Raw genomic sequence first — 24,228 nt, forward strand, 5'->3', positions numbered from 1 at the left:
GATCCTTGAGAGCAGCGAGATTCGGCTTGCCGTTGAGCGGCGCGGGAGCGCCCTTCCGGCTGGCTATCGCCGCCGCCTCGGCCGCGCTCTTCAGATCCTGCTCCATCTTGGCGATCAAGCCCTGCAGACTGTCGACCTGATGCGACAGTTCGACTGCGCGCGCGCCTTCCGCGGCCATATCCTTTTCGAAGCTGCTTTGCTGCCGCTGCCGTTCGTCCACCAGCGTCGACAACCGGGTTTGTTCGGCCTTGAGCTTGTCGCGATCGGCTGCCATCCGGTCGCGTTCGGCGGCGATGGATTTGCGCAGGCTGACGAGTTCATCGAGATCCGCCACGAGCCTTTCAGCGCGCCCGCGCATCTCCGGCACCACGGAGCCTAGCAATATCGCAGTCCGCAGGGATTGCAGCGCATCCTCCGGCCGCACCAGCAGAGCCGGCGGCGCGCGGCGGCCGACACGCTGCAGGGCAGCGAGCACTTCCACGATCTCCGAACGCCGCGAATCGAGCGAACCGCGGATTTCCTGCTCGCGTGCGTCGAGCGGCAGCAGGCGCGCTTCGGCCTCTGTAATCTTGGTTTCGATATCCCGAACCGCGGCGGCAGTCTCGATCAACTGTTGATTGAGCTTGGCGCGGTTCTGGCCGATCGCCGCGATGTCGACCTTCAGCCGCTCCTGGAGTTCGGCGGTGCTCTTCTGCTGTGCCCGCACCGCCTCCAACTCCTGCTCGCGCTGCTTGATATCGTCGGCAGACGGGACGGCGGCGGAGGGCGCGGGCGTTCCCGCTGCCTGCGCCCTCGCAGCGGATAGAGCCGCGGACGAAACGCCGGCGAGCAGACAGGCCGCAAGGACCAGCACGGCAGACGGTTGTCCGTCGCGCGCGGCCACTTGTCTTGAAACGATGCCTCGTGTCACGTGGGTCAATCGCATGTCAGGCAATCGGCGCTCGTCTGCTTGCACCATGTCGATCCAATCAGGCCGGCATATAACGATTCGTCAAACTCGCCGCCGTCGCCATCTGGCTTGGATAGTTAAATCGTTCGTACCGCCTAGCCGCGGTGATAAGGATGGCCGGCCAGGATGGTCGCGGCCCGGTAGATCTGCTCCAGCAACATCACGCGCACGATCTGATGCGGCCAGGTGACCGCGCCGAACGCAACGCTCAGCTTAACCCTGCGCCGCAATTCGGGCGAAAGTCCGTCCGCACCGCCCACAACAAAAACCGTGTTCGCCACCGACTCATCCCGCCAGCGGCCGAGATGAGCCGCAAACGCGGCGCTGTCGATGTTCTTGCCTCTTTCATCCAGCGCCACCAGAAGCGCTTCCTGCGGGATCAAGGCGAGAATCGAAGCAGCCTCTTCGCGAATGCGTTGTTCGGAATCGCGGGCGCGACTTTCCGGAATTTCATGGACGTCGAGGCCGCGAAATCCCAGCCTGCGGCCAATGTCATCGAAGCGTCCGCGGTAGCGGTCGGAAAGCTCCCGCTCCGGACCCTGCTTGAGACGGCCAATGGCAATGACGGCGAGTCGCATCCGCGCAAGTTACAGCGTTCTCAAGCGCTCCTCGGGTTGCCCCGGGAACGGCGTCGTTGGCGTGACGAAAACGCGTCACACCAAAATCATCGAAGGTCACTTCCGATACCGTCAGAAGCGGAAAAAGCACTCGCTCATTGAACGGAGCGACCGACCGTTGGCAGAGCGGCGCCGGCTCAGACCGTCTTCGCCGTCGCCGTGTTTTGTACCCACAACCTCTCCAGATTGTAGAATTCGCGAACCTCGGGCCTAAAGACGTGCAGGATCACATCGCCGGAATCGATGAGCACCCAGTCACAATTGGGCAGGCCCTCGACATGGACCTTCTTGATCCCGGTTTCCTTGAGAGCCTTGGCGACGTTTTCGGCGACCGCACCGACATGCCGGTTGGAGCGACCGGTCGTAACGACCATGTAGTCTGAAAAAGCCGATTTGCCGCGCAGGTCGATGGTGACCGTATCTTCCGCCTTCATATCATCAAGGCGGGAAAGGATCAGCTTGAGGGTCTCCTCGACGTCGGGTCGCGCCTTTGAGGCGACGGCGTCCGGCGAAGCCTTGTCTGCGTCCGACTTGACAGTCTTCGATGCCGCTCTCTTCGAAGACGACCTGGGCGATGAGGACCTGGACGAGGAGGACCTGGGCAATACAGATGCGGTCAGGGACGATTTCCTTTCGCTGTATCGGACACGCCGAATCCCGGCGGCAGCCAATAGACTATATTACGCATGTAGGCGGGAGGGTTTCAATATTCCAGTGGTGCGGCGGCCTCATGTTTCCCGGCCACGCTTTTCCATGTTCCATCTCCGTTCCGCAGCCCGGTCGAGGACAAACTCAACTTCATTCCGGTGAGGAAGACCCAGGCGGGCGGGAGACGGGTCGCCAGCCGGGTGGCCTCGGCCTCAGGCAGACGCCACCTCGCCAAGGCCTGGCCGGCGGGCGCCGCGAGGGCACGGAAACTCTGCGGCGGGCGGTCGATCACTGCGATCGGCACCTCAGCGGCGATCCGCTGCCAGTTCTCCCAGCGATGGAACTGCGCCAGATTGTCAGCGCCCATGATCCAGACAAAATGCACATTGGCGCACCTGCGCCGCAGATAGGTGATGGTATCGACGGTGTAGCGCGTTCCGATGACAGCTTCGAGACAACTGACATCGATCCGCGGATCCCCGGCCGTCGCCCGCGCGGCTGCGGCGCGTTCGGCGAGATCGTACAGCGAGCGCCGGTCCTTGAGCGGGTTGCCGGGCGAAACCAGCCACCAGACCCGATCGAGTTTCAGCCGCTTCAAGGCATACAGGCTGACGGCGCGATGCGCGGCATGAGGCGGATTGAACGAGCCGCCGAACAGACCGATGCGCATGCCGTCGGAATGAAGCGGGAGGGCGCACGACGAAGCGACTGAACGCAGCCCCAAGTCAGTCTCCGCGCAAGCAGGCACGTGATCCGCCGTAGCGCCTGCGGTTTGGCGAAAGCATCATGCGCGCCCAAATGACATTGCGCTCACGGCCGGGTCTGTCCGGCGCCGTGAACGCGATATTTGAAACTGGTGAGTTGCTCGGCGCCGACCGGCCCGCGCGCATGGAATTTGCCGGTCGCGATGCCGATTTCGGCGCCAAAGCCGAATTCGCCGCCGTCGGCGAATTGCGTCGAGGCGTTGTGCAGCACGATCGCCGAATCCACTTCGTCAAGAAACCTCGCGGCAATCTTTGAATCGTCGGTCACGATCGCATCGGTATGGTGCGAGCCGTGGCGCTGGATATGATCGATCGCCTCGCCAACGCCATCGACGACGCGCGCGGCGATGATCGCAGCTTCATATTCGGTATCCCAGTCGTCATCGGTTGCCGGCTTGACCCGCGCATCGACGCCCTGCACGGCGGCGTCGCCGCGCACCTCGCAGCCCGCATCGATCAGCATTTCGACCAGCGGCTTGAGCGCCTTCGCCGCGCCGGCGCGATCGACCAGCAGCGTCTCGGCCGCGCCGCAGATGCCGGGACGGCGCATCTTGGCGTTGAGCACGATCGCCTTCGCCATCGCGAGATCAGCTGCGCCATCGACATAGACGTGATTGACGCCTTCCAGATGCGCGAACACCGGCACGCGCGCCTCGGCCTCGACGCGCGCGACAAGGCTCTTGCCGCCGCGCGGCACGATCACGTCAATGCCGCCGTTCAACCCGCCGAGCAGCAAGCCGACCGCGGCGCGGTCGCGCGTCGGCACCAGCGTGATCGCCGCTTCGGGCAGGCCCGCCTCGCGCAAGCCCTGGACCAGACAATCATGGATCGCACGGCATGAGCGGAAACTGTCGGAGCCGCCGCGCAGGATCACGGCATTGCCGGATTTCAGGCACAGCACGCCGGCATCGGCGCAGACGTTGGGGCGGCTCTCGAAGATCACGGCGATGACGCCGAGCGGTACGCGCACGCGCTCGATCGTCATTCCATTGGGGCGCTGCCAGCTTTCGGTGACGCGCCCGACCGGATCGTCGATCCCGCGCACCACCTTGACGCCATCGGCCATCGCATCGATGCGCGCCTGCGTCAGCGTCAGACGATCGAGGAACGCGGAAGCAGCGCCGCCGGCGCGCGCCTCGGTGACGTCCTCGGCATTGGCCTTGAGAATCGCGGCCGCATGGCTACGGATCGCGCGCTCGATCGCATCGAGCGCCTGATTCTTCTGCGTCGTCGATGCGAGGCCGAGCACGCGCGCGGCGGCGCGCGCCTGCGTTGCAAGCTCGCTCATCAAAGCGGGCAGATCGGCCGAGGCGCCGACCGCCTTCAGGGAGGCCGTCATGTCAGGCAGAATTCCTGGCGGTTCAGTTTTTCTCTTATAGTCATGTCCTAGTGTGGTGGTTCAGAAGTTCGCTTCGGTGCTCAATCAAGTCCGTCAAGCGAACTTCTGAACCTAAACCACACTAGAATCATAAAGTTGCTAGTGTCCCTTTGATTCCGAAGTTCGCATCAGAGGTTGCTGCAAGGGTATACGAACTTCGGAATTGGGACACTAGCACACTTGCGACCGGCCGGCTATTGAGCAGCCAACTCAGCCTGGCCGGTCGGTCTTGCACCAGCCGGCGCGAACGTGCTGAGCGCGAACCATGACCGAAAGGCCGCCACGTCTCGGCGCGCTCCGTCGAGGCGAAGCCGGTCGTCGCGAATGGCGCGGTCGATCGCGATGTGGCCGAGCCAGATCTCGGTCAGCAAGCGCAGGCTGGCGGCCACGAACAGGTTCACCTCGAAGCCCGGATCCTTGTAGCAGAGATCGACGGCGTCGCCCTCGAACACCAGCCAGTAACAGCGCTGGTTGGCCGGCACCCCGGACAGCCGGAACTCGGTGACGTGACGGCGGTCGTGATGGGGAATTCTGGCCGCGACATTGCGCCGGACATCCCACATCAAAAGATTCGGATCGAGATTGCCTGCATCCACCAGATCGCGGCGCAGCCAGCGCTGCGCCCACAGTCCCATGCCTTCGATGACCGGAAACAATTCCTTGCCCGCGGGCGTCAGATGATATTCGGCGCCGCCGTGCAAGCCGGTGCGGCGCTCGATGATGCCTGCGTGCTGCAATTCCTTCAGCCGCCGCGCCAGCAGGGCCGACGACATTCGCGGCACACCGCGTTGCAGATCGTTGAAGCGGACACTGCCACACAGGAGTTCGCGGATCACGAGCGGCGTCCATCGTTCCGCCAGCACCTCGCTGGCAATGGCGACCGGACAGAACTGGCCGTAACTCCGTGCTTCGCGCATGGACAAATCTTATCCCCGGGCCTCACGCCAGGCAACTTCACATATTGAAGTTGAAATTCGACGCCACGGGCGCACGATCCCTCCACGTCCAGCATCAGGAGCCGGTTATGACAGGGTATCTCGACCTTCAGGCGCTCGTGCAGATCATCGGCCCGCGTTTTGCCGAAGGCGCCGCGGAGCGCGATGCGGGGGATATTTTCGTCGCGGACCACTACGATGTGCTGACGCAACACAAGGTGTTCTCCGCGCTGGTGCCCAGGGAGTTCGGCGGTGGCGGCGTTGCGTACAGCGCCATGTGCCGTTTCCTGCGCGAGCTTGCACATTACTGTCCCTCGACGGCGCTTGCGCTGTCGATGCACCAGCATCTCGTCGCCGCGGCTGTCTATAATCACCGCCAGGGCCGGCCGGGGCGGAAGCTTTTGGAACGGGTCGCAGCGTCCGAACTGGTGCTGATCTCAACGGGCGCCGCCGACTGGATGGAATCAAACGGTCTGGCGCAGCGTGCCAATGGCGGCTTCCGGGTCAATGCACGAAAGCCCTTCGGCAGCGGCTCGCCCAAAGGCGGCCTGCTGATGACATCGGCGCCGTTCGAAGATCCTGACGAAGGCTGGCAGGTGCTGCATTTCGCGGTGCCGTTCGATGCGCCGGGCGTGTCACTTGGCGACGACTGGCAGACGCTCGGCATGCGCGCGACGGGATCGCAGACCATCGTTCTGGAGAACGTGTTCGTACCGGATGACGCGGTCGCGCTGCGGCGGCCGCGCGGCCATTTTCATCCCGCTTGGAACGTGATCCTGACGGTCGCGATGCCCCTGATCATGTCGGTCTATGCCGGCATCGCCGAGGCAGCGGCGGCGATCGGCACCGGGCTTGCAAAAAAGCGCATGAACGATCCCACAGTGCCTTATCTTCTGGGCGAACTCGCCAACGAACTGACCAAGGTTCAACTCGCGATCGACGATATGGTCCGCCTGACCAACGACTTCGACGTCACGATGGGCCTGGAGGTGACCGGTCCCATGCTGGTGCGCAAGACCATCGTCGCAGACGGTGTGCTGGCGACCGTGGAGAAGGCGCTGGAAGTGGCCGGCGGCGCCGGCTTCTATCGCAAGGCCGGGCTCGAACGCCTGCTGCGCGACGCGCACGGCGCGCAATTCCACCCGCTCCCGGCGAAACGGCAGCAGCGGTTCACCGGCCGCGTCGCTCTCGGTCTCGATCCGATCGCGGATGCAGCGTAAGCCACGGCCAGACGTCTTTCGGCTGTTATGAATCAGGCTCGGCGGGACGCGTCCGGGCCATCGATCCTTTCAAATGAAGACAGGCCGCGCAAGTCGCGCGCGCCAGCCGGGTTCACGGCATCACGCGCCGTCGCATCCGTCCAATTCTTCGTGAAAGCGAAACCCGCCGAGTTCGACGCCGTTTTATATTCGTACGGCTGGCTAGCTCAATGCAGGTCGCGCCAGTCCCTCTTGACGCGGCGTGGCGTCCCGCCACCTCAACCCGCCAAGCCCGCATTGCGCGCCATCTCAAGAAAGGCATTCTCCATGACTAGAGAAATTGTCGCTCATGATCACCCGGCGAACGAGACGTACACTCAGCTTCACTCCACGATTCCAAAGATCGCCGCAGGCTTCGTCACCTGGTTCGTCCTGATGGCCTGGCTGTTTTTCGACAGGCAGAGCCTCGTCGCACTTCCGCTGGCCTTCATCACCGTTCTGTTTCTGGTGGCTGGCCTGTGTTTCAGTGCGTCGTTCCTGGTGTGGTACAGACATCAGCCCGACTACGACAGACATCCGAACGAGGTCCCGTTCCGGGATTGGATCTCGGGAAAATTTGCGGTCTGGGGCAGTCAGCAGAGCGCCGGGCAGGCAGCCACCGAGATATTGTTGCCGATGGCGGCCGCCGCTTTTGGAATCACCGCGATGGGACTTATCTACACGATCTCCGGCTCTATGATTGGCTCCAGCATGGTTAGCTGAACCGTCTTCCACTTAGCCGGAAAATACTCCAGGACTCGTCATGGCCCGGCATAAAGCCGGGCTTGACGATTCAATCAAACCTGATCCGCTCCCATCTAGCCAGCGTCGCCGCGTTGCCCGCCAACCACGAGATCGTCGCGGTGGATCATTTCGGCCCGGCCGCTGATGCCGAGGATCTGCGCCGCATCGGAGGACGAGCGTCCCTTGATCTTCTCGGCGTCGTCGGCGTCGTAGGCAACGAGACCGCGGCCGATCTCATGCGTATTCGGGCCGCGCACGATGACGGCGTCCCCTCGCGCGAATTGCCCGTCGACCCGGATCACGCCGGCAGGAAGCAGGCTCTTGCCGGCACGCAGCGCCGCGACCGCGCCGGCATCGATGATCAGCGTCCCTTTCGGCTCCAGCGAACCGGCGATCCAGCGTTTACGCGCCGTGACCGGATTCGCCGGCGTCAGAAACCAGGTGCAACGGCCGCCGTCCATGACGGCCTGCAGCGGATGATCGATCTTGCCCGAGGCGATCAGCATGTGGATGCCCGAGGTGGTCGCGATCTTCGCCGCCTCGATCTTGGTCCGCATGCCGCCGCGCGACAATTCGGAGGCGGCGCTCCCCGCCATCGCCTCGATGTCGGCGGTGACGCGCTTCACAAGCGGAATCAGTTTCGCATCCGGATTGAGATGGGGCGGCGCGTCGTAAAGCCCGTCGATGTCCGACAGCAGAATCAGCAGGTCGGCGCTCGCCATGGAGGCGACGCGCGCGGCGAGACGGTCGTTGTCGCCGTAGCGGATTTCGTTGGTGGCGACCGTGTCATTCTCGTTGATGACCGGAACAGCGCGCCATTCGAGCAGTTTCGCGATGGTCGAGCGCGCATTGAGATAGCGGCGGCGTTCTTCCGTGTCCTGCAACGTCACCAGAACCTGCCCGGCGCCGATGCCGTGATCGCCCAGCACCTTCGACCAGATCCGCGCCAGCGCGATCTGCCCGACCGCGGCGGCGGCCTGGCTCTCCTCCAGCTTCAACGTGCCGCGCGGCAGCTTGAGCCGGCTGCGGCCCAGCGCGATCGAGCCCGACGAAACGATCAACACGTCGCGTCCCTCGCCATGAAGACCGGCGATATCAGCGGCCAGCGCCGTCAGCCACGCTGCGCGGACCTCGCCGGCATCGGAATCGATCAAAAGCGACGAGCCGACCTTGACGACGATGCGGCGAAATCTCTTGAGATGCAGGCTGGACATGGTGGTCGGCGATCAATCGAGCGAAGGCGCCGCTTTCATCACATGAAAGCGACGCCTTGGAAAGCGGAATGCCGGTCCGGGTCAGTTTCCTTCGAAGCGCCAGTTCGTGACTTTGCCGGAATGACGGACAACCCGGCCACGGGATCGTCTAAAGCGTTTTTGCGCGAAGCATGTCCTCGGGCTCGACCCGAAAATGGAAACCGGTTCGCGAGAAGAAAAGGCGTCGAATCAAAATCATAGACCCCGCTTCCGATTCCATGAGAATCGGAAGGCTCTATGGCGACCACGGCTTGGCCTGCGCCACCGGCGTTGTTGCGCCAGCCGGCACGGCCGAAACCTCAGTGCCCTTCGCCTTGTCGGACACCGGCGCCTCGCCGATCACGGTGGCAAGCGCCCGCAACGCTTCGCCGACGCCCTTGCCGGTGATGCCCGACAGCAGCAGCGGTGTTTTCTTGGCGGCACGCTTGAGGCGATCGCGCTGCTTCTTCAGGTCCTCGGCCGAGACCGCGTCGATCTTGTTGAGCGCGACGATCTCGGCCTTCTCCGCGAGCGTTCCGGCGTAGGCTTCCAGTTCGCCACGCACGGTCTTGTAAGCGCGGCCTGCATGATCGCAGGTGGCGTCGACCAGATGCAGCAGCACGCGGCAGCGTTCGACATGACCCAGAAACCGGTCGCCGAGACCCGCGCCTTCATGCGCGCCCTCGATCAGGCCCGGAATGTCCGCCAGCACGAATTCGCGGTCATCGACATTCACGACGCCGAGCTGCGGGTGCAGCGTGGTGAACGGATAGTCCGCGATCTTCGGCTTCGCCGCGCTGACCTTGGATAGAAACGTCGACTTGCCGGCATTGGGCAGGCCGACAAGGCCGGCATCGGCGATCAGCTTCAGCCGCAACCAGATCCAGCGCTCCTCGCCGGGCTGGCCGGGATTGGCGTTGCGCGGCGCGCGGTTGGTGGACGACTTGAAGTGGGCGTTGCCGAACCCGCCATTGCCGCCTTCGGCCAGCACGAAGCGTTCGCCGACGCTGGTAAAGTCATGGATCAAGGTTTCGCGGTCCTCGTCGATGATCTGGGTACCGAGCGGCACCTTGAGAACGATATCCTTGCCGTTGGCGCCGTGGCGGTCCGAGCCCATGCCGTTAGCGCCTTTCGGCGCCTTGAAGTGCTGCTGATAGCGATAGTCGATCAGCGTGTTGAGACCGTCGGCGACCTCGACGATGACGTCGCCGCCGCGCCCGCCATTGCCGCCGGAAGGTCCGCCGAACTCGATGAACTTCTCGCGACGGAACGCCACGCAGCCGTTGCCGCCGTCACCGGAGCGGATATAGACCTTGGCTTCATCGAGAAATTTCATGGTGGATTAGGTAAGTTACGCGCGGTCGCGAGGCAACCGCCGCGACGCACCATCAATTCGTCATGCCGGATTGACCCGGCGCTCAATTGCATCGTTCGTGCCCTAACGGGTTCGGCTGTTACCGTTCGCGGCGCGCGGCGCTGCTCCAGTTCTTCAACGACGACCAAACGCCTCGCGACAGGCGGAAGCGATCGACCGGCGTCGACGATCCCAGCGCCCTGGAGCGATGCAGTTCGACACCGGTCCACTGGAAGCCGCACTTCTCCAGCACGTTACGCGACGCCGGATTGACCACGCGCGCACCGGAGCGCAACTGGTCGACCGCGAACGCCTCGAAGGTGTAATCGATCACCGCGCGCGCCGCCTCGGTGGCGAAACCCCGGCCCCAGTAGTCGACGCCGACCCAGTAGCCAAGCTCGGGCGCGTCCGGCTCGCTCCAGTCGACGCCAGCCACCCCGACGGGAACGTGATTGTGCTCGATCAGAAACACGGTCTCGCTGCTGTCGCCGGCGACGGCGTCGACAAAGCGAACCGCCTCCTCCTGCGTGTAGGGGTGCGGCAGGCGGCGCGCCATCTCCGCGATCCGGCGATCGTTGGCGAGAGCGGCAATGACCCTGGCGTCGGCCAGCGTCGGTTTGCGCAGGCTCAGCCGCTCGGTCTCGAGAATGAACGGCCGCGTCTGGCGCAGCGCGAGGGTCGGGGTCGGAATGTCCTGCAGCATGGTCGGCTCCGTGATGCGAACGCAGGTCCATATGCAAACGCAAACTAAAAAGGGAGGCCGGTTTCCCGCCTCCCCATCGAAGCCGTTCATGCTCCGCCGGTTCAACAGGGACCGGCGGACGCAATATCATCCACCGTCTACTCGGCCGCGGCTTCCGTCATCGGGACCACCGATACGAACGTGCGGCCGCCGGCCTTCGCACGAAACGCAACGCGACCTTCAACCTTGGCAAACAGCGTGTGGTCGGTGCCCATGCCAACATTAAGGCCGGGATGCCAGGTGGTGCCGCGCTGGCGGGCGATAATGTTACCGGGAATCACGTGCTCGCCGCCAAACGCCTTGATGCCAAGGCGCTTGCCGTGCGAATCGCGTCCATTCCGCGAAGAACCGCCTGCCTTTTTGTGAGCCATCGCTCGTCTCCAGTCTCGTCCGTATCTCTAGATCATTTCCGTGACAGAAGCATTCACTTTTTCTCACGGAGATTTTTAATCGCTCTTATTCGTCGCTTTTCGCCTTCTTGGCCGCGGTTTTTTTGGCCGCCGGCTTCTTGGCGGCCGCCTTCTTCGCCGGCGCCTTCTTCACGGGCGTCTTGGCCGACGTCTTCGAATCGGCCTTCTTCTCCGCGGCCTTGGGCGCCTCGTCGCCGTCGCTCTCGCCTCCGGCCGGCTCGACGACCTTTTCCTTCTTGGGGCGCGGTCCGATTGTCGGGGCCTTGCCGTCAGCCAAGATCTCGGTGATCCGCAGCACCGTGATCTCGTCGCGATAACCGCGCTTGCGTTTCGAATGCTTGCGGCGGCGCTTCTTGAACGCGATCACCTTCGGACCGCGCTTGTGCTGCAGCACTTCCGCAGCGACCGAAGCGCCGGCCACCGTAGGCGCGCCGAGCACCGGCGTGTCGCCGCCGAGCACCAGAACCTCACCAAGCTGCACGATCGTTCCGACCTCGCCGGTGATCTTGCCAATCTCGAGCACATCATCCGGAACGACGCGATATTGGCGGCCGCCGGTTTTGATGACTGCGAACATCGTTCTATTCCTTCGTGTTCGATCCCGGCCTCGGACAAGTCCGGGCCGGCTTTTTATCAGTCGCTAGGTCAAGAGCATTTTCGAACGACAAACCGGATGCCGCTTTGCCCAGAAATGCCCGATGGGTTTTTCACGTAACCGGGGACATGCCCCTGCGGTCACACAAAAACAAGCGGCGCCAAGGGTACCCCTGCGCCGGCTGCGCGACTTATAGCCGCCAAAGGCGGGGAGTCAAGGCGCGAGGCGCGGGAAGAGCCGATTATCAGCGATTCGGCGCTCATCCTTCCCGCTTCCGGTTCGATCGCCATGAAACAAAAAGGTTCCCTGACCGTTGATCCCCGCCAAAACGACCAGGGAGCGGGGCAACGATGGCAGAAGACACCTTGACGACGGCGGGTATCGGCAAGCATGGGGTTCTGCGGCTGCCATCGGTGGATGTCGACAGCTACAACATCGAATTGAAAGACGACGAGGGCTTTCTCGGCGACCGCGCCTGCAAGGGCGCCTTCCGCAGGATCCTCGACGGCCTGCGCAAACCGCTGAAGAAAAACGGCGACGACCCGCTCGGCAAGACCCCGTCCCAAGCAATCGCCAAGGGCTCGCTGGACGAGGCGCTGATCGGCGACGATATCGAGGCCGCCGCCCTGGTGCATGGCGCCATCGAGGAGTTCGCGCAGGAGCTCGCCTATGTGACGGGACGCTTCCTCAAGACCAAGGCATGGGCCGATACCGAGTGCATCGTGGTCGGCGGCGGCTTCCGCAAGAGCCGGGTCGGCGAGATCGCGATCGCCCGGGCCGACCTGTTGCTGAAAAGCCAGGGTCACAAGGTCCATTTGATCCCGATCCGCTTCGATCCCGACGAGGCCGGGCTGATCGGCTGCCTGCACCTGGCGCCATCGTGGATCTTCGAGGCGTTTGACAGCATCCTGGCGGTCGACATCGGCGGCACTAACATCCGCTGCGGCGTGGTCGAAACCCGCTGGAAAAAGGCCGCCGACCTCTCCAAGGCCGGGGTGTGGAAATCCGAACTGTGGCGTCACGCCGACGATGAGCCGACCCGCGAGGGTGCGGTGAAGAAGCTCGTGAAAATGCTGAAGGACCTCATTTCGCAGGCGGACAAGGAGGGACTGAAGCTCGCGCCATTCATCGGCATTTCCTGCCCGGGCGTGATCGACGAGGATGGATCGATCGAGAAAGGCGCGCAAAATCTTCCCGGCAACTGGGAGAGCAGCCGATTCAACCTGCCGGCGTCGCTGATCGAGGCCATTCCCGAGATCGGCGGCCACGACACCACCGTGCTGATGCACAATGACGGTCTGGCGCAGGGCCTGAGCGAAATGCCCTACATGCAGGACGTCACCCGCTGGGGCGTCCTGACCATCGGCACGGGCCTCGGCAACGCGCGTTTCACCAATCGCAAGAAGGACAACAAGAAAGACAAGAAGTCCGACGACGGCAAGGACAAGAAGGACAAAAAAGCGAAGGACTGACAAACCGCCCGCGCGTGGCCCTTTCGGTGCCTGGCCGCCGCGCTCGGATATGCCACGACGCGGACGGCGCTGTCCCGACAAAGTAACCTTGATTGGTGAGGTTAAAATCAGGATCGCATTGCCGGTTTTGCAAAGACCGCTACGGTCGCATGGTCGCGCAGGTGGTCCGCGAAGCCGCACTTCCGGCCACGATTTTAATGACGCGGCACGGGACCGCCGGTTATTATCGCGTCCGGCGGTCCCACTTTTCCAGAACGCCGGGCGGGCCCCTCCACGGCCCGCCGAACCAGCCCGGTCATGTTTGGGTTTTGCATTTGAACGGGCGGCGATGTATCAAGGCGCGCGTTTCTTCATGCGAGCCGGTGTCCGCTTCCCCGAAACCGCGCTAAAGGCGATCCACCGCCAGCATGCACCTTAGGAGAGGTGGCAGAGTGGTCGAATGCACCGCACTCGAAATGCGGCATAGGTGCAAGCCTATCGGGGGTTCGAATCCCTCCCTCTCCGCCAAAAATAGCACCTAAACGATTGTTTTTCTAGATGCTTTTTGAAGGCCGGTCTGGGTCAACCCTACCGTTTATCCGTCCCTCCCAAGGGCTTAGAATCGGCCGCGTAGCAGGCTTTCAGCCGCGCCGGGCTCGATCCGGCCCGGCTCGCCCACAGGGCCGCTACGCGCCGAGAAAGCGGCGGATGAACTCTTTCGGGCGCATCGGGGGCCGCTCCACGGTCAGACGGCCTTCGCGGCACACCTCAACCCTTACAGGATCGGTCGCGGCGGAATTGACGTGCAAGTCAAAATCGCGATGTTGCCCCCGCACCGACAGCGAAAAGCCCGGCCGATCGTCTCTATTGCGGACGGTCAGGCGGCCAGTTGAATCCCGAAAGCGCGCTGTCATCACGCCGCCGCGAAGGCTGGCGCTCTCGAAACGCCATGCCCCAAACCGGCGACGCCCGAGCCAACTCAGAACCGAATAAGAAGGAACACACCCCGACGCCGTGCGGCGGGAACGGAGCGCGGCGAGCGCGCCAGCGAAATCGCGGAATCGAACTGTCTGATCCATATGGTTAACTCCTGTTTCAGCCCGTCCAAGGCGATCTAGCCACGGGCTGAAACAGGAGTCAAGTATTTGATTTTGCTTACTTATTTTCGAAAACAGGTAACCCAAAATCGAAAACAGGTCGCACGGCCCTTCAGTTCAAGGGCCTAATGTAGTCGGCAAACTCGGCTCGCAACGCGTCATCGCCAAAACGATGCAGCAACGCGCCAGCAGCCTCCCGGCTTACCACGGGCAGAACCTCCAAACCTTGTTCGAGGCCCGCGCGTTTCACGCGCTTAACGGTCAAAAAGCCGATTCCAGATTCTGCTTTCTCATCAGGCCAGAGCGCCAACACGAGGGCGCACGACGCGAAGCTACGCTCGAAAAAACCGGGGTCGCGCTTGGCCAAATGGCTGATGGCCGCAGCCCCATTTGTCAGAGCGCGCATCAACATTGCAAAGCTCAAAACTTCAATGCTCTCGCTCATGATTCACGCTCCCTTCCAAGACGGAGCCCTGCCCGTGCTGATGATTTGAGACCTTGTGGCAAATTTCTGCAATTCAATGACTGCATCGGGCGTCGCCGTAAGGCCTTCTATGATTTTATTACCCGGCAGGTGTATCTGAACGGGATGCCCGCTCGCGCCCGACCCGACCGCCGGGACCGACACGAGACCGCCATTTCGGAAACCGGTCATCGGAGGTGTGAGCGCAGACGCGATGCCGCCGCCGACGCCCGCGAAGCTCGCGAGAAGATCGCGCGGGATTCGCATACTCTGCAAAGCGCGCATGATACCGACACCATAATAAGACACGGCCTTGAAGGGCTGCACAAACTCGCCGTTCGAGAGCCGTGCAGGAATCGAGTCGCTCGTTCCGGTGCCCGCTCCACGGACGTAGCCGCCGCTGGCAAAGCCGGGCGCACCATCGCCGCCGCCGACTACCGAAGCAATCGCGCTTGCCGCGCTCTGCGCTTTCGCGACGACGCTCGCGATAAGATCAATCAGGCCGCTGAAATAGCCCTTCACGGTAGCGACAGCAGAATTGAATTGATCGACGACCCAATCGGCTGCGGCGCTCACGCCGTCTCTTACGGCCTGCCACGCTCCATTTGCAGCGTCCACGAGACCGCTAAACAGTGAGCTAACAAAATCAAGCGCACCACTAAACGCGTCGCTGATGGCCTGCCCGACTGCCGACGCCGCTTCCGATAGCGAGCCCATCCGAATCGCAGACGAGACGATAAAGGCCCCTATCGCGACTCCCAACGCTGCGGCTCCAATCGTCGCAGCCCCGAAGATAGAGATAAGTCCGCCGAACACTGTGACGACGGTTGAGATAGACGACGCTAGCAGCGTAAACGATCCGACGAGTTTCGCGATGACGAGCGCCGCCGCAATCTCAGTCCCGGTCAAATTCGTGCCGAAAATCGTGTTGATGCCTGTAGCGACCGTGTTGAACACTGACATCAAAGCACTGAGCGCCGGGATGATGATATTAGTGACGGCGTTCGAAACAGCGGTGCCGAAAGCCACGACCGACTCTCGCGCGCCGCGAAGCATGTCAGATTTCACATCCGCGTCACGGCCTTCGAGCACCGCGACCAAATCGTCAATGACAGGCTTCACCTTCGCCGTAATGTCCGCCACGAATAGAACAAGCGCCGTGCGATTCTTGGCGATGAATTCCGTGAGGCCGTTCAAACTCTGCGACACCAAGGGCGCGAGCGTCGCGGCGATCGAGTCCTTCGCGGATGTTGCGGCTGCGCCGAGTCGGGCGAACGCTGTTGAGACCGCGAGCAGATTCTTGCGCCCAAGTTGATCCAGCGGCGGCGCGATCCGTTGCGCCTCCAAAGTGAACGCCGCGATGCCGCGCGAACCTTGATTCATAAAGCTAACGAGCGAACTACTCTTCGTCCCAAACAACTCCATGGAAAGCGCGGCCTTCGTCGCGCCGTCCGGCAACTCGCGAAAGGCGTCTGCCAAACCCTCAAATGCTTGCTTCGGATTCTTCAGACTGCCGTCAAAATTGCGCGTGGAAACACCGAGTCGCGTAAATGCGTCCTGCGAATCCGACGCGTTCTGATTCAACTTCTGCATTGACGTGCTAAATTGCTGGAAATTTATCTGTCCGCTGGCAAGCTGACGCTTCAAGTCGCGAACGCTGTTATTATACTGCTCATTTCTTTTCACTGACTCGTCGAGCGCGCGGCTTACGCCGGTTATCGACTTGGCGAAGTCATCACCGGACACGCCCGCTTGTGCTGCCGCATTCTTCAGATTCTCATATTCCTTTGCCGAGAGTCCCGCCGCGTCGGCCGCATCTTGGATATTCTTTTGGTTTTGTGCCGATCCCTTCACGAAAGCCGCGACGCCAACTCCGACAGCCGAAAAGGCGGCGGCCACGGCGGTGACCTTCACGGCCACGTCGCTGAGCGTTGATTTTAAGTTGCTGAACACCTCACGGCCTTTATCGATTTCGGCCCGGACTTGTTGCGCTTTTTCCTGCACGGACTTCAGGGAAACGCCGAGCTTGTCCAGAGTCGAATTCGCACTCGCCGCGCGCTCCAAATCTTCGAACGCCTTCTTCCCGGATGATCCGATGTCTTGAAGCTGCTTCTTAATATCCACTCCACCGGCTAGGGAGATTCGGACTGTAAATGATTTACCAGCCATGATTGCTTGCCTCCAATAAATTTGATTCCCACGGGCCATGACTCACGACAGCCGCGAGCACATCAGGCTCGTCGGGATTCCACCACGCGCGAAATACGATTTGCCCGTCCGCTTCAATCCGCAGCCAGCTTGCTCCAGCGTGATAATCGGGATCGATGCCAGCGGTGATAAGCAACTCGCCACGGCGCGCGGACGGGAGGTCCGCGCATCGTAAGATATAAAGTGCTGCATCGCGGATTTTCGAAGCGGTCATAACACAGCCTCCTCTCGCTCAAGGCCGCGAGCGACGAGGCGGCGAAGAACGATGGCGCGGGGCGTGCCATAAATCGCGAGGGCATCAACGCGGGAAAGCATCGCGCCGGGTAGACGGACGCTCACCTTCTCCGTGAGGGGCGCACGACGTTTCAGATTCCGTTTCAAAGCCGATCTCCATTTTGGATGGAGTATCGGCGGTCAGACGCGCGGCGTCAGCCAACGAATTGTCGGACAACGGCGGACAAATCAAAAGGGCCAGCGGTGTGATGCGCTGACCCTTTCTGAGGAAGTTAATGGCGCGGGACGTTTCGACGCCATCAACCGATCAAATGATAGCACTCTCAGACTCGAGCGCAAACGCACGGAGAAAAATATTTTCAGCCGCTTTACCTACCTCCGTGAAAAATTTTTATCATAGCTGCGAAGAGTCCGACCCCGTGTCTTGCCCGCATTACTTTTTGGCCCGGAAGGACCCGAAAATTTTTGGGAGGACTCAGGCGTGGGCTTCGAAGAGAATGTTCTTCTCTCTTTATCTCAACTCGAAAATTTTCAGCGTCGTGCGGATATCGAGATAGATGCACTTGCATGTAAATAGGTGGCGACACGGGCGCTTGCGGGAAATGGGGGCGCACCAAGGGTGAGGGTAGAGTCGTAGAGGGGTAGACCCCTGCCGCCATATTCCCCCCCCCCCCGGATTGCATGAGCTACACAGCCCTAAATACCCCCCCCCTTTATAGTATATGACTCTACGACTCTACCAATGAAGGAAACAACTGTGCTGCAAGGGTTTCTGCGGTAAAGTCGGCGGTAGAGGCTGACTCTACGCCTCTACCCTTGTGTGCTTTTTACAAACCCCGCTCGATTCTGCCCGAAAATTTTTACCTGACGGCGGTGCTCCCACCCCATCGACTCCATCGTGGTGCGCAATCGCTGCGCCTGCCCCGTTGACCTCTGAGCTTTGGGTATATCGAGAGCATTCATCAAATCATCCGCATGAACCCGATCGGGCGGCGGCGGTTCGTCGTCGTCTTCATCCTCTGATAGGTCGAAGTTGCTATTGTAACGTACGTGGTCGCGCTCTCGCTGCTCAAGAAAATCAGCGATGGTATCTTCCCATGGGTTATCCGCCGTCTCATTCTTTTGAAGCTCAGCGGCTACCGACCACAACGATTCCGGCAACGTAAGAGGCTCGCGGCGCTCTTCTAGCACTGACGCCTCTGCCCACAATTGGTCCCGATCGCGCGCCAGCTTTGACACGTCGATAGCTGTGCGCAGTTCGAGAGGCCAGAAGCGACGGCCGCCGGTCGCGTCCTTAAGATATCCGGACTCGTTGACCGTGGCGGCACACACGCTGCGACGCGGGACTTCACTCAGCATTCGGTCGTACGGGTCGCGCTGACGGTCCACCGCCCGACTCAGGAAGGCTTTCAAGGTATCAGCGTCGGCGCGGGTCAATGATCCGATCTCCGCGAACTCTTGGAGCCAAATACCCCGGAGCTTCATCGCGGCGTCCTTGTCGCGAAGGTTGCCCAAATCAGCGTCCGAAAACCACTCATCCCCAAACAGGACGCGCAATGCCGTCGATTTGTAATAGCCTTGCGGTCCCTTCAGGACGGGCATCGTATCGAACTTGCAGCCCGGCCGCCGTTGGCGACGCACGGCCCCAACCATGAAGCAGCGGGAGACCGCGCGCGTGTATTCGGAATCATCGCATTCGAAATAATTGGAGAACAACCCATCGACGCGCGCCACGCCATCCCACTTCAGCCCGTCAAGGTACTCGATAATGGGATTAAACTTGTTCTGGTAGGCGAGCGTCTTTATCACCTCACCTAGGTGGTGGATATCGGGCGTGTATGCTGCGGCCTTGTATTGCTCATGCATGTACTTCCGTGTGAGCCGCATTACTTTGTCGTCAAGCACGCGGCCGAAATCGTCCGGCCAAGGCAGAGACTCAGTGCGGAACTCATAGTTCTGTTTCAACTCGTTCCATGCAGGCTTGAGGTCCGCCTTCAACACCGCGTATTCCGCGTTAGCATATGTGTCGGGCGCAACGTTCGTCTTCCGGTTCATCTTGAATCCGCGCGCAATGATAAGCTCGGTGGATTCATCGCTGCCTTCCATCCAGTCGTCGGATTCGTCATCGTCCGGCAGTGGTTCGGGCAACGGCGCGCGCGAGTTGCGGCCGGGAACGTTACCTTTATCAGATTTGGAGGCGTAAGCGCGATAGACGATATCGATGACGGCAGTGCGCGAGACCTTTGGTGAGCCGTACTCGCAAATAATATTAGCGGCCGACTCTGGCGTTACGCCCCAATCGAAGAAGTCTTGGGCTGTGTTCCATAGCAGCCGCAACCCTTCTTCGGTCTTCCGATATAGCGACGCGTTCTTGATGCAGCGTTGCTTTGCGTCCTCAAGATCGATTTGATTATCCCATCCTCGGCGCGGTGCTGGTATATTTGTTGGTTGAGCAATACTATTATCAGTCATAATTCCGTTCCGGACGGTTTGCCTCACTGTCCTTTTCTTCGACTGTCTCCTTGAACCCGCCGGGCTTCACTGCTCGGCGGGTTTTTCTTTTGTCGCGTCATCCGAAGTCATCAACCGGCGCTTGTTCATATTCGATGCTGTACATAATGTAGCCGTCGTCGCGTTGCCATATGGTTGCATTAAGAATTGAATCCGGCGGCGTCGGCGGGATGCGCTTACGCTCATCAGCGTCGCTGCATTCGCGGATCACGTTGCGTAGAGCGTTGCGCAACGTGCCGCGATCTTCGTGAATCGGCGTGGGCGCGCGTGGCGGTTGCTCTCTCAACTTTGGGAAATCACCGCCCATAGTCCAACGGCGGATATCGTCGCGATGAAGCCAGAGTGTTTGCCCTGTCCGCAATACTCGAAAACCGAGACCAAATGGTGTGCGACATTGACTGACAAGTTCGTCGTCATCCCACTCTTGGGCGGTAAACGGGTCGTCCGATTCGCCCATTGTGCGACCGAAGTATTCGATGGCGTTGGGCGGAAACTTGATGATTTTCGCGCCATGATCGAAAGAGGCGCACACAGGGCCACCTTGCCCCTTGCGCTTCGGTCGGAAAAGGCAAAAGTCCATGGACGCTGCACGTTTAGTCATGCGCGAGAGCATAGACGGCACGGTGTGCGTTGGTGTCATCTTTATGGGCACGTTTCGTCTCCTTCTAAATTTGCTCCAAGCCGGGAAACTCCCATCCGTCTTCCTCATCAAGCCACGCGCGAAAAGCCGAGCGACGTATTTTGTACTTATCTCCGGATGAGAGGTTGAAGTAGATGGCGTCCACCATGATTTTAACGGAAACATCATCACTCAAAGGCATGGGCAAGGCTTCGGCCCAATCTACAGCCATCGGGTCGCCCTCTTTCAATGTGCTAAACGCGTATCTGTAGAGAAAACCTCTAGCGAGCGTGATTCGAATCTTGCCGTAATTCAGAACTACACAAAAATCGGCATCTTCAGCCCGAAACGTGTATACGTCGAGATTGCGTGCCTTTAGCAAACAACCTTCGACCGTCAGAATCTTGTCTCCGTTGTCTTTACTCATCTGACTCGCCTCGAAAATATCAATTGCCAACTGCCGTCCGGTCGCCGCCAGTACGTTCGGACAACGCCGTAACGATCCTCAACTCGTTTGAATCGTTTCACTTGCCACGGCGGCGCTTCGCTCGCGTTGTGCGGCCGTCCACGCGCGTCCGATAGAAATGCTGAACCGCGCGAGAGTCCCACACAAGGCGGCCGAGAAATTTGCCTAGCGGTTTCGGGAATGTCTTCCAGTGAATGTGCGCGTAAACCGTGGGCAGCGCGACGCCGCCGATAGCAGCGATGTTCTCTGCAATGATTCCGTTTTTGGGAAATTTCATTTTTGACTCCAACGTTTCAATCAATACTCCCAGTATCGGTTTGTTATTTTCGTTTCTAAACCAACGAAACGATCAAGCTCCGCACGCAGCCAGCGCGGCTCCATGCCGATCATTATTGGTTTGGGGAATTTCGGATCGCGGCGCACGGCGCGGATGGAGCGCAGGCCCAAATGCGCGGCGGCCTCATGGGCGTCGGCCGTCTGGCACATGACAGCGTGGAACAAAGCCGCGCGACTGGCGGAATCGACATATGCGGAATCGGCGGTCACGTCGATCGTGCCACCGATTCCGTGATCTATGTTGAAGAGCAACCGCACCGATCAACCCTCGGGCGGCGGCCAATTACGCTCAAACCAGTGCGCTACCGCTTTTTTGTCCCAAATATTATCTCTGTAGATCGGTGCCGGGAAACTCTTACTGTTTACAATTTGGCGAGTCCTTTCGAGCGAAAGGTTCATCCGGAGACTGATCTGGAAAAGGCTAATCGTACTATACGCCATGGCCCCAAACCTTCGCCGCGATGTCATCGAACGAGCGCGGCTTGAAGTCCACCGCCATCTTGCGCAGGGCAAGCGGCGTGTTCAAGAATCTGGAGGTGTTGACGCGCGCCGCCATCTTGCGCGGTTCTTCAACCCGATCCGCGAAGCCCATATCGACCGCTTCTTGAGCGGAGAGCCACGTCTCGCGGGACATCATCGTAAGCACGTCGTCCATCGGTTGACCGGACCGCGCAACATATGTTTCCGCGATTGTGTCACGCATCTTCGCGAGCGCTTCACCGAAGGAAATCAATGTCTCGGAGTCGCCGTTGACCGCCCCCCACGGGTTATGAATCATGAGCATCGAATTCGAAGGCATCACAATCTCGTCGCCCGCCATCGCGATGACCGAAGCCATGGAAGCAGCAAGGCCATCAACCGTCACGATTTTCTTCGCCGGGTGCCGATCCAGCATATTGTATAGGGCGAAGCCTGAAGGGATATCGCCGCCAGCGGATGCGCGCATTGAAAACCACGACTTAGCCATGATGAAAAACCTTTCATGGAGAGAATGGGCCGGTCCCGCTTGGGGCTGAACGGGACCGGCGGCACCGCCGATGACTTCGGTTAGGAGAATCGGCGGCGCAGCACGCGGCGGGCAGAAAGGTCTTTTCGGAAACCCGCCCCACCGCCGCGCGATCTCGGGTTAGGCTGACGGCGCTTCCGCGATCACGCCACGACAAAGCGTCTGCGGACGCAAGCACAGCGGCAGCGGTGCTGATTCCACAAGAATGCTGACGCTTCTGCCGTGGTTGTTGTCATCCTGAACGCTCGCATAACGCGGAAGACCAATCGTGTTGGCTTGCGGTATGAAATCAGCGGGCGCGTAGTATTCCACATAGAGACCCGGAACCCCGCTTAGGAAGAAACGGCATTCGTCCGGTGCGATGATGACGGTCGAATTGTCGTCGGTCCCTTGGTAATTCTCCCAAAAGACGCCCCCGTACTCAAAAATATCAAACGTATAATTTCCGCCGAGCGCGGCTTGCGCTGCCCCGTAACCGTCATACGTGCTGCGGACGGATGGGTGCTCCAGCAACTTGTCGAAAAAGTTGTCACCGCAGAAGGCCCAAATCTTTGCGTTCGCCGGGATGTTGGTTTTCGCCTGACGCTTCATATAGCGCTTGACGGCTTGGCACTGAATCCGGATTGCATTGCCCACGCCGACAGCGCCGTAATTATCGAGCGAGAACTCGAATTCTTCGGCCGCTGCGATGCCATCCGAATTCAGGAATCCGAACTCTGAAAACAAGTCGCAAAGAGTCGAACCGTCCGCATCCTTAATGACGCCGCGAAGTGCACCAAGCCTGTGATGCTCCAACGTCAGGTCAAGACGGAGGTTCATCTTCTCCATCTGCTTGTTGATGACGCTATCCGCGCTTTCCAACTCATTCGAACCGAACGCTCGAACATTCTGAATTGAGTCGGCAAAGATAGAATCTGTCAGTTGGATGAAGGGAATATCCAGCTTCAGCATTGATCGCTTGTCTTTGGTTTCCACCGGTGCGGGTGCACCGCGAAGCGAAGTCGGAATGAGCTTCAGGCCCTCCGGCAGCGACTCGATTGTAACTGAAGTTGTCGCGACGCCTTCGCCCACACCTTCAAAGGCGAGCGTTCCCGCACGGCCTGGAACCCAGTCCAATTCATTGATCGCCGCAGTTGTCTGAACGACATCGAAAACGTCAGATGAGAATGCATCAACCATGTTAGCCATAAGAAAGACTCCAAAATTTTTGGGTTGTGAAAATGTCTAAGCGGTCCGCATCGAGAGAACCGCAAGAACAGAAATATCGGGACGATGAAATGCAGTGCCGCCATCGGCTATGACGGCTTCAACGGCTGCTGCTTCGATGCGCTCGGCCTCGTCGATGTCAGCGGCAAGCGCTGCAATACGCTTGGCGCGTTGACCAATGGAGAGCGTTCCGGCTACATCGGCATAGCTGTCAATGAGCCCATCCAGCTTTTCAATAAGCTCTTTTTTGAACATGAAAGCGAGCAACGCCGCCGCATCTATTTGCAGGTTGTAGTTCGCGCCCACTTTCGCCGGGTTTTGGATTTTAGGCCAGTCAATGCCGCCGCCCGCGAACATCTGCTGGACCATCGGCACGCCCCGCGCCGCAAGGCGATTAATCTGGCGTCGCGCGACTTCCTTCACGTCAATAGCATGAAGCGGCTCGTTTTCCGCTGATCGCTTCGCGGCCTTCGCTAGACGGACATTTTCGCGGAATCTCGGCAACGCGTCAGCGATATCCCGCTCTCCATCGATCAAGATGACTTTCGGCCGTGCGCACTCCTCCAGAATCGAAGACGCTAGGCGGTCCAATTCTGAAAGGATGCGAGATGCGGTCAGACATGCAGGCGGCACTTCGGCTTCCATCTTCGCGATTTGCGAGTCGAAGCGATCGATTTCAGCATTACACCCGTCAACCATCCGCCGAAACTCTTTATCGGCGTCGCGCTCGGGCGCACTGTTGTTCAGCTTCTGCTTGTGGCTGCCTTTCCGCTTAAACACAGCGTTGGCGAGGAGACGGTCACGGAGGCGAACTACGTGCATCCGATCTTGTCGAAGCTCTTGGCTTTCTTTGAGTCGGGAGCGGCTTCGCACAAGCCGTTCCGCATCTTGAATCTGATGGCGAGTAATGATCGCCTGCGCTTCGGCGGGTAGCGATGTAATATCGAACATGCTAAAATCTTCGCTCTGTAAAAATGATGCTGCGAAGATAACGGCCGCACGCGCGAGAAGTCACGTGACCAATT

Annotated in this window: 25 protein-coding genes, 1 tRNA gene and 1 pseudogene; 4 read left to right on the top strand and 23 right to left on the bottom strand. The window is 60.4% G+C overall.

The annotated features are described in order from the left end of the window. The 6 genes and pseudogenes from BGO16_RS11865 to BGO16_RS11890 form a co-directional block, all read right to left on the bottom strand. A pseudogene (locus tag BGO16_RS11865) lies at nt 1–925 on the bottom strand (hypothetical protein); the annotation flags it as partial. 119 nt (nt 926–1,044) lie between these two features. Beyond that, nucleotides 1,045–1,527 (bottom strand): 23S rRNA (pseudouridine(1915)-N(3))-methyltransferase RlmH, encoded by a 483-nt coding sequence (gene rlmH / locus BGO16_RS11870; protein ID WP_292618947.1) that lies wholly within the window; start codon nt 1,525–1,527, stop codon nt 1,045–1,047. Between the two features lie 176 nt (nt 1,528–1,703). Continuing rightward, nucleotides 1,704–2,024, bottom strand: coding sequence for a ribosome silencing factor (gene rsfS / locus BGO16_RS11875; protein ID WP_292619028.1), 321 nt, complete (start codon nt 2,022–2,024; stop codon nt 1,704–1,706). Between the two features lie 245 nt (nt 2,025–2,269). Continuing rightward, nucleotides 2,270–2,938: a nicotinate-nucleotide adenylyltransferase gene (locus BGO16_RS11880; protein WP_292618949.1), complete on the bottom strand. Its 669-nt coding sequence runs from the start codon at nt 2,936–2,938 to the stop codon at nt 2,270–2,272. Between the two features lie 86 nt (nt 2,939–3,024). Further along, nucleotides 3,025–4,317 carry a glutamate-5-semialdehyde dehydrogenase gene (locus BGO16_RS11885; RefSeq protein ID WP_292618950.1) on the bottom strand — a complete coding sequence of 431 codons (1,293 nt, stop codon included), beginning with the start codon at nt 4,315–4,317 and terminating at the stop codon, nt 3,025–3,027. A 233-nt stretch (nt 4,318–4,550) separates the two neighbouring features. Beyond that, nucleotides 4,551–5,273, bottom strand: a complete 723-nt coding sequence (locus BGO16_RS11890) for a helix-turn-helix domain-containing protein (protein ID WP_292618951.1) — start codon at nt 5,271–5,273, stop codon at nt 4,551–4,553. Between the two features lie 107 nt (nt 5,274–5,380). Here BGO16_RS11890 and BGO16_RS11895 point away from each other — a divergent pair, with 107 nt between their 5' ends. Both BGO16_RS11895 and BGO16_RS11900 read left to right on the top strand, forming a co-directional pair. Beyond that, nucleotides 5,381–6,511 (top strand): acyl-CoA dehydrogenase family protein, encoded by a 1,131-nt coding sequence (locus tag BGO16_RS11895; protein ID WP_292618952.1) that lies wholly within the window; start codon nt 5,381–5,383, stop codon nt 6,509–6,511. Between the two features lie 306 nt (nt 6,512–6,817). Further along, nucleotides 6,818–7,252, top strand: a complete 435-nt coding sequence (locus BGO16_RS11900) for a hypothetical protein (RefSeq protein ID WP_292618953.1) — start codon at nt 6,818–6,820, stop codon at nt 7,250–7,252. A gap of 95 nt (nt 7,253–7,347) precedes the next feature. On the opposite strand, the gene proB is transcribed toward BGO16_RS11900, so the two are convergent. The 5 genes from proB to rplU all read right to left on the bottom strand — a co-directional run bounded on the left by proB (nt 7,348) and on the right by rplU (nt 11,588). Then, nucleotides 7,348–8,487: a glutamate 5-kinase gene (proB, locus tag BGO16_RS11905; RefSeq protein WP_292618954.1), complete on the bottom strand. Its 1,140-nt coding sequence runs from the start codon at nt 8,485–8,487 to the stop codon at nt 7,348–7,350. 274 nt (nt 8,488–8,761) lie between these two features. After that, the gene (gene obgE, locus BGO16_RS11910) at nt 8,762–9,841 is read right to left on the bottom strand and encodes a GTPase ObgE (protein ID WP_292618955.1); all 1,080 of its coding nucleotides are present in this window, start codon (nt 9,839–9,841) and stop codon (nt 8,762–8,764) included. 118 nt (nt 9,842–9,959) lie between these two features. Next, nucleotides 9,960–10,562: a GNAT family N-acetyltransferase gene (locus tag BGO16_RS11915; RefSeq protein ID WP_292618956.1), complete on the bottom strand. Its 603-nt coding sequence runs from the start codon at nt 10,560–10,562 to the stop codon at nt 9,960–9,962. A 137-nt stretch (nt 10,563–10,699) separates the two neighbouring features. Further along, nucleotides 10,700–10,972 carry a 50S ribosomal protein L27 gene (rpmA, locus tag BGO16_RS11920; RefSeq protein ID WP_292618957.1) on the bottom strand — a complete coding sequence of 91 codons (273 nt, stop codon included), beginning with the start codon at nt 10,970–10,972 and terminating at the stop codon, nt 10,700–10,702. An 85-nt stretch (nt 10,973–11,057) separates the two neighbouring features. Beyond that, nucleotides 11,058–11,588 (bottom strand): 50S ribosomal protein L21, encoded by a 531-nt coding sequence (gene rplU / locus BGO16_RS11925; RefSeq protein ID WP_292618958.1) that lies wholly within the window; start codon nt 11,586–11,588, stop codon nt 11,058–11,060. A gap of 368 nt (nt 11,589–11,956) precedes the next feature. Here rplU and BGO16_RS11930 point away from each other — a divergent pair, with 368 nt between their 5' ends. Next, complete coding sequence (locus BGO16_RS11930; protein WP_292618959.1) at nt 11,957–13,078, top strand: ROK family protein; 1,122 nt, start codon at nt 11,957–11,959, stop codon at nt 13,076–13,078. A gap of 417 nt (nt 13,079–13,495) precedes the next feature. Next, nucleotides 13,496–13,585, top strand: a tRNA-Ser gene (locus BGO16_RS11935). A gap of 158 nt (nt 13,586–13,743) precedes the next feature. On the opposite strand, the gene BGO16_RS11940 is transcribed toward BGO16_RS11935, so the two are convergent. From BGO16_RS11940 to BGO16_RS11995, 12 genes are all read right to left on the bottom strand, one after another. Then, nucleotides 13,744–14,136 (bottom strand): hypothetical protein, encoded by a 393-nt coding sequence (locus tag BGO16_RS11940; RefSeq protein ID WP_292618960.1) that lies wholly within the window; start codon nt 14,134–14,136, stop codon nt 13,744–13,746. 130 nt (nt 14,137–14,266) lie between these two features. After that, nucleotides 14,267–14,599, bottom strand: a complete 333-nt coding sequence (locus tag BGO16_RS11945; RefSeq protein WP_292618962.1) for a hypothetical protein — start codon at nt 14,597–14,599, stop codon at nt 14,267–14,269. A 3-nt stretch (nt 14,600–14,602) separates the two neighbouring features. Further along, nucleotides 14,603–16,786: a hypothetical protein gene (locus tag BGO16_RS11950; protein ID WP_292618963.1), complete on the bottom strand. Its 2,184-nt coding sequence runs from the start codon at nt 16,784–16,786 to the stop codon at nt 14,603–14,605. Beyond that, on the bottom strand, nt 16,776–17,039 hold the full coding sequence (locus BGO16_RS11955; RefSeq protein ID WP_292618964.1) for a hypothetical protein: 264 nt from the start codon (nt 17,037–17,039) through the stop codon (nt 16,776–16,778). The genes BGO16_RS11950 and BGO16_RS11955 overlap by 11 nt, the downstream gene beginning before the upstream one ends. An 830-nt stretch (nt 17,040–17,869) precedes the next feature. Further along, on the bottom strand, nt 17,870–19,531 hold the full coding sequence (locus BGO16_RS11960; RefSeq protein WP_292618965.1) for a virulence-associated E family protein: 1,662 nt from the start codon (nt 19,529–19,531) through the stop codon (nt 17,870–17,872). A gap of 97 nt (nt 19,532–19,628) precedes the next feature. Continuing rightward, entirely contained in the window at nt 19,629–20,222 is a 594-nt protein-coding gene (locus BGO16_RS11965) for a hypothetical protein (protein ID WP_292618966.1), read from the bottom strand. Nucleotides 20,223–20,235: 13 nt separating this feature from the next. Next, nucleotides 20,236–20,616, bottom strand: coding sequence for a hypothetical protein (locus tag BGO16_RS11970; RefSeq protein ID WP_292618967.1), 381 nt, complete (start codon nt 20,614–20,616; stop codon nt 20,236–20,238). A 97-nt stretch (nt 20,617–20,713) separates the two neighbouring features. Further along, complete coding sequence (locus BGO16_RS11975) at nt 20,714–20,932, bottom strand: hypothetical protein (RefSeq protein ID WP_292618968.1); 219 nt, start codon at nt 20,930–20,932, stop codon at nt 20,714–20,716. Nucleotides 20,933–20,952: 20 nt separating this feature from the next. Next, nucleotides 20,953–21,249 carry a hypothetical protein gene (locus BGO16_RS11980; RefSeq protein WP_292618969.1) on the bottom strand — a complete coding sequence of 99 codons (297 nt, stop codon included), beginning with the start codon at nt 21,247–21,249 and terminating at the stop codon, nt 20,953–20,955. 172 nt (nt 21,250–21,421) lie between these two features. Then, a complete protein-coding gene (locus BGO16_RS11985; protein WP_363091949.1) occupies nt 21,422–21,958 on the bottom strand; it encodes a head maturation protease, ClpP-related in 537 nt (178 codons plus the stop codon). A gap of 159 nt (nt 21,959–22,117) precedes the next feature. Then, complete coding sequence (locus BGO16_RS11990; protein ID WP_292618971.1) at nt 22,118–23,185, bottom strand: major capsid protein; 1,068 nt, start codon at nt 23,183–23,185, stop codon at nt 22,118–22,120. 36 nt (nt 23,186–23,221) lie between these two features. Then, nucleotides 23,222–24,154 (bottom strand): hypothetical protein, encoded by a 933-nt coding sequence (locus BGO16_RS11995; RefSeq protein ID WP_292618972.1) that lies wholly within the window; start codon nt 24,152–24,154, stop codon nt 23,222–23,224. Nucleotides 24,155–24,228: the final 74 nt, after the last annotated feature.

It is taken from the genome of Nitrobacter sp. 62-23 (assembly GCF_001897285.1).
In the GTDB taxonomy this organism is placed as follows: domain Bacteria; phylum Pseudomonadota; class Alphaproteobacteria; order Rhizobiales; family Xanthobacteraceae; genus Nitrobacter.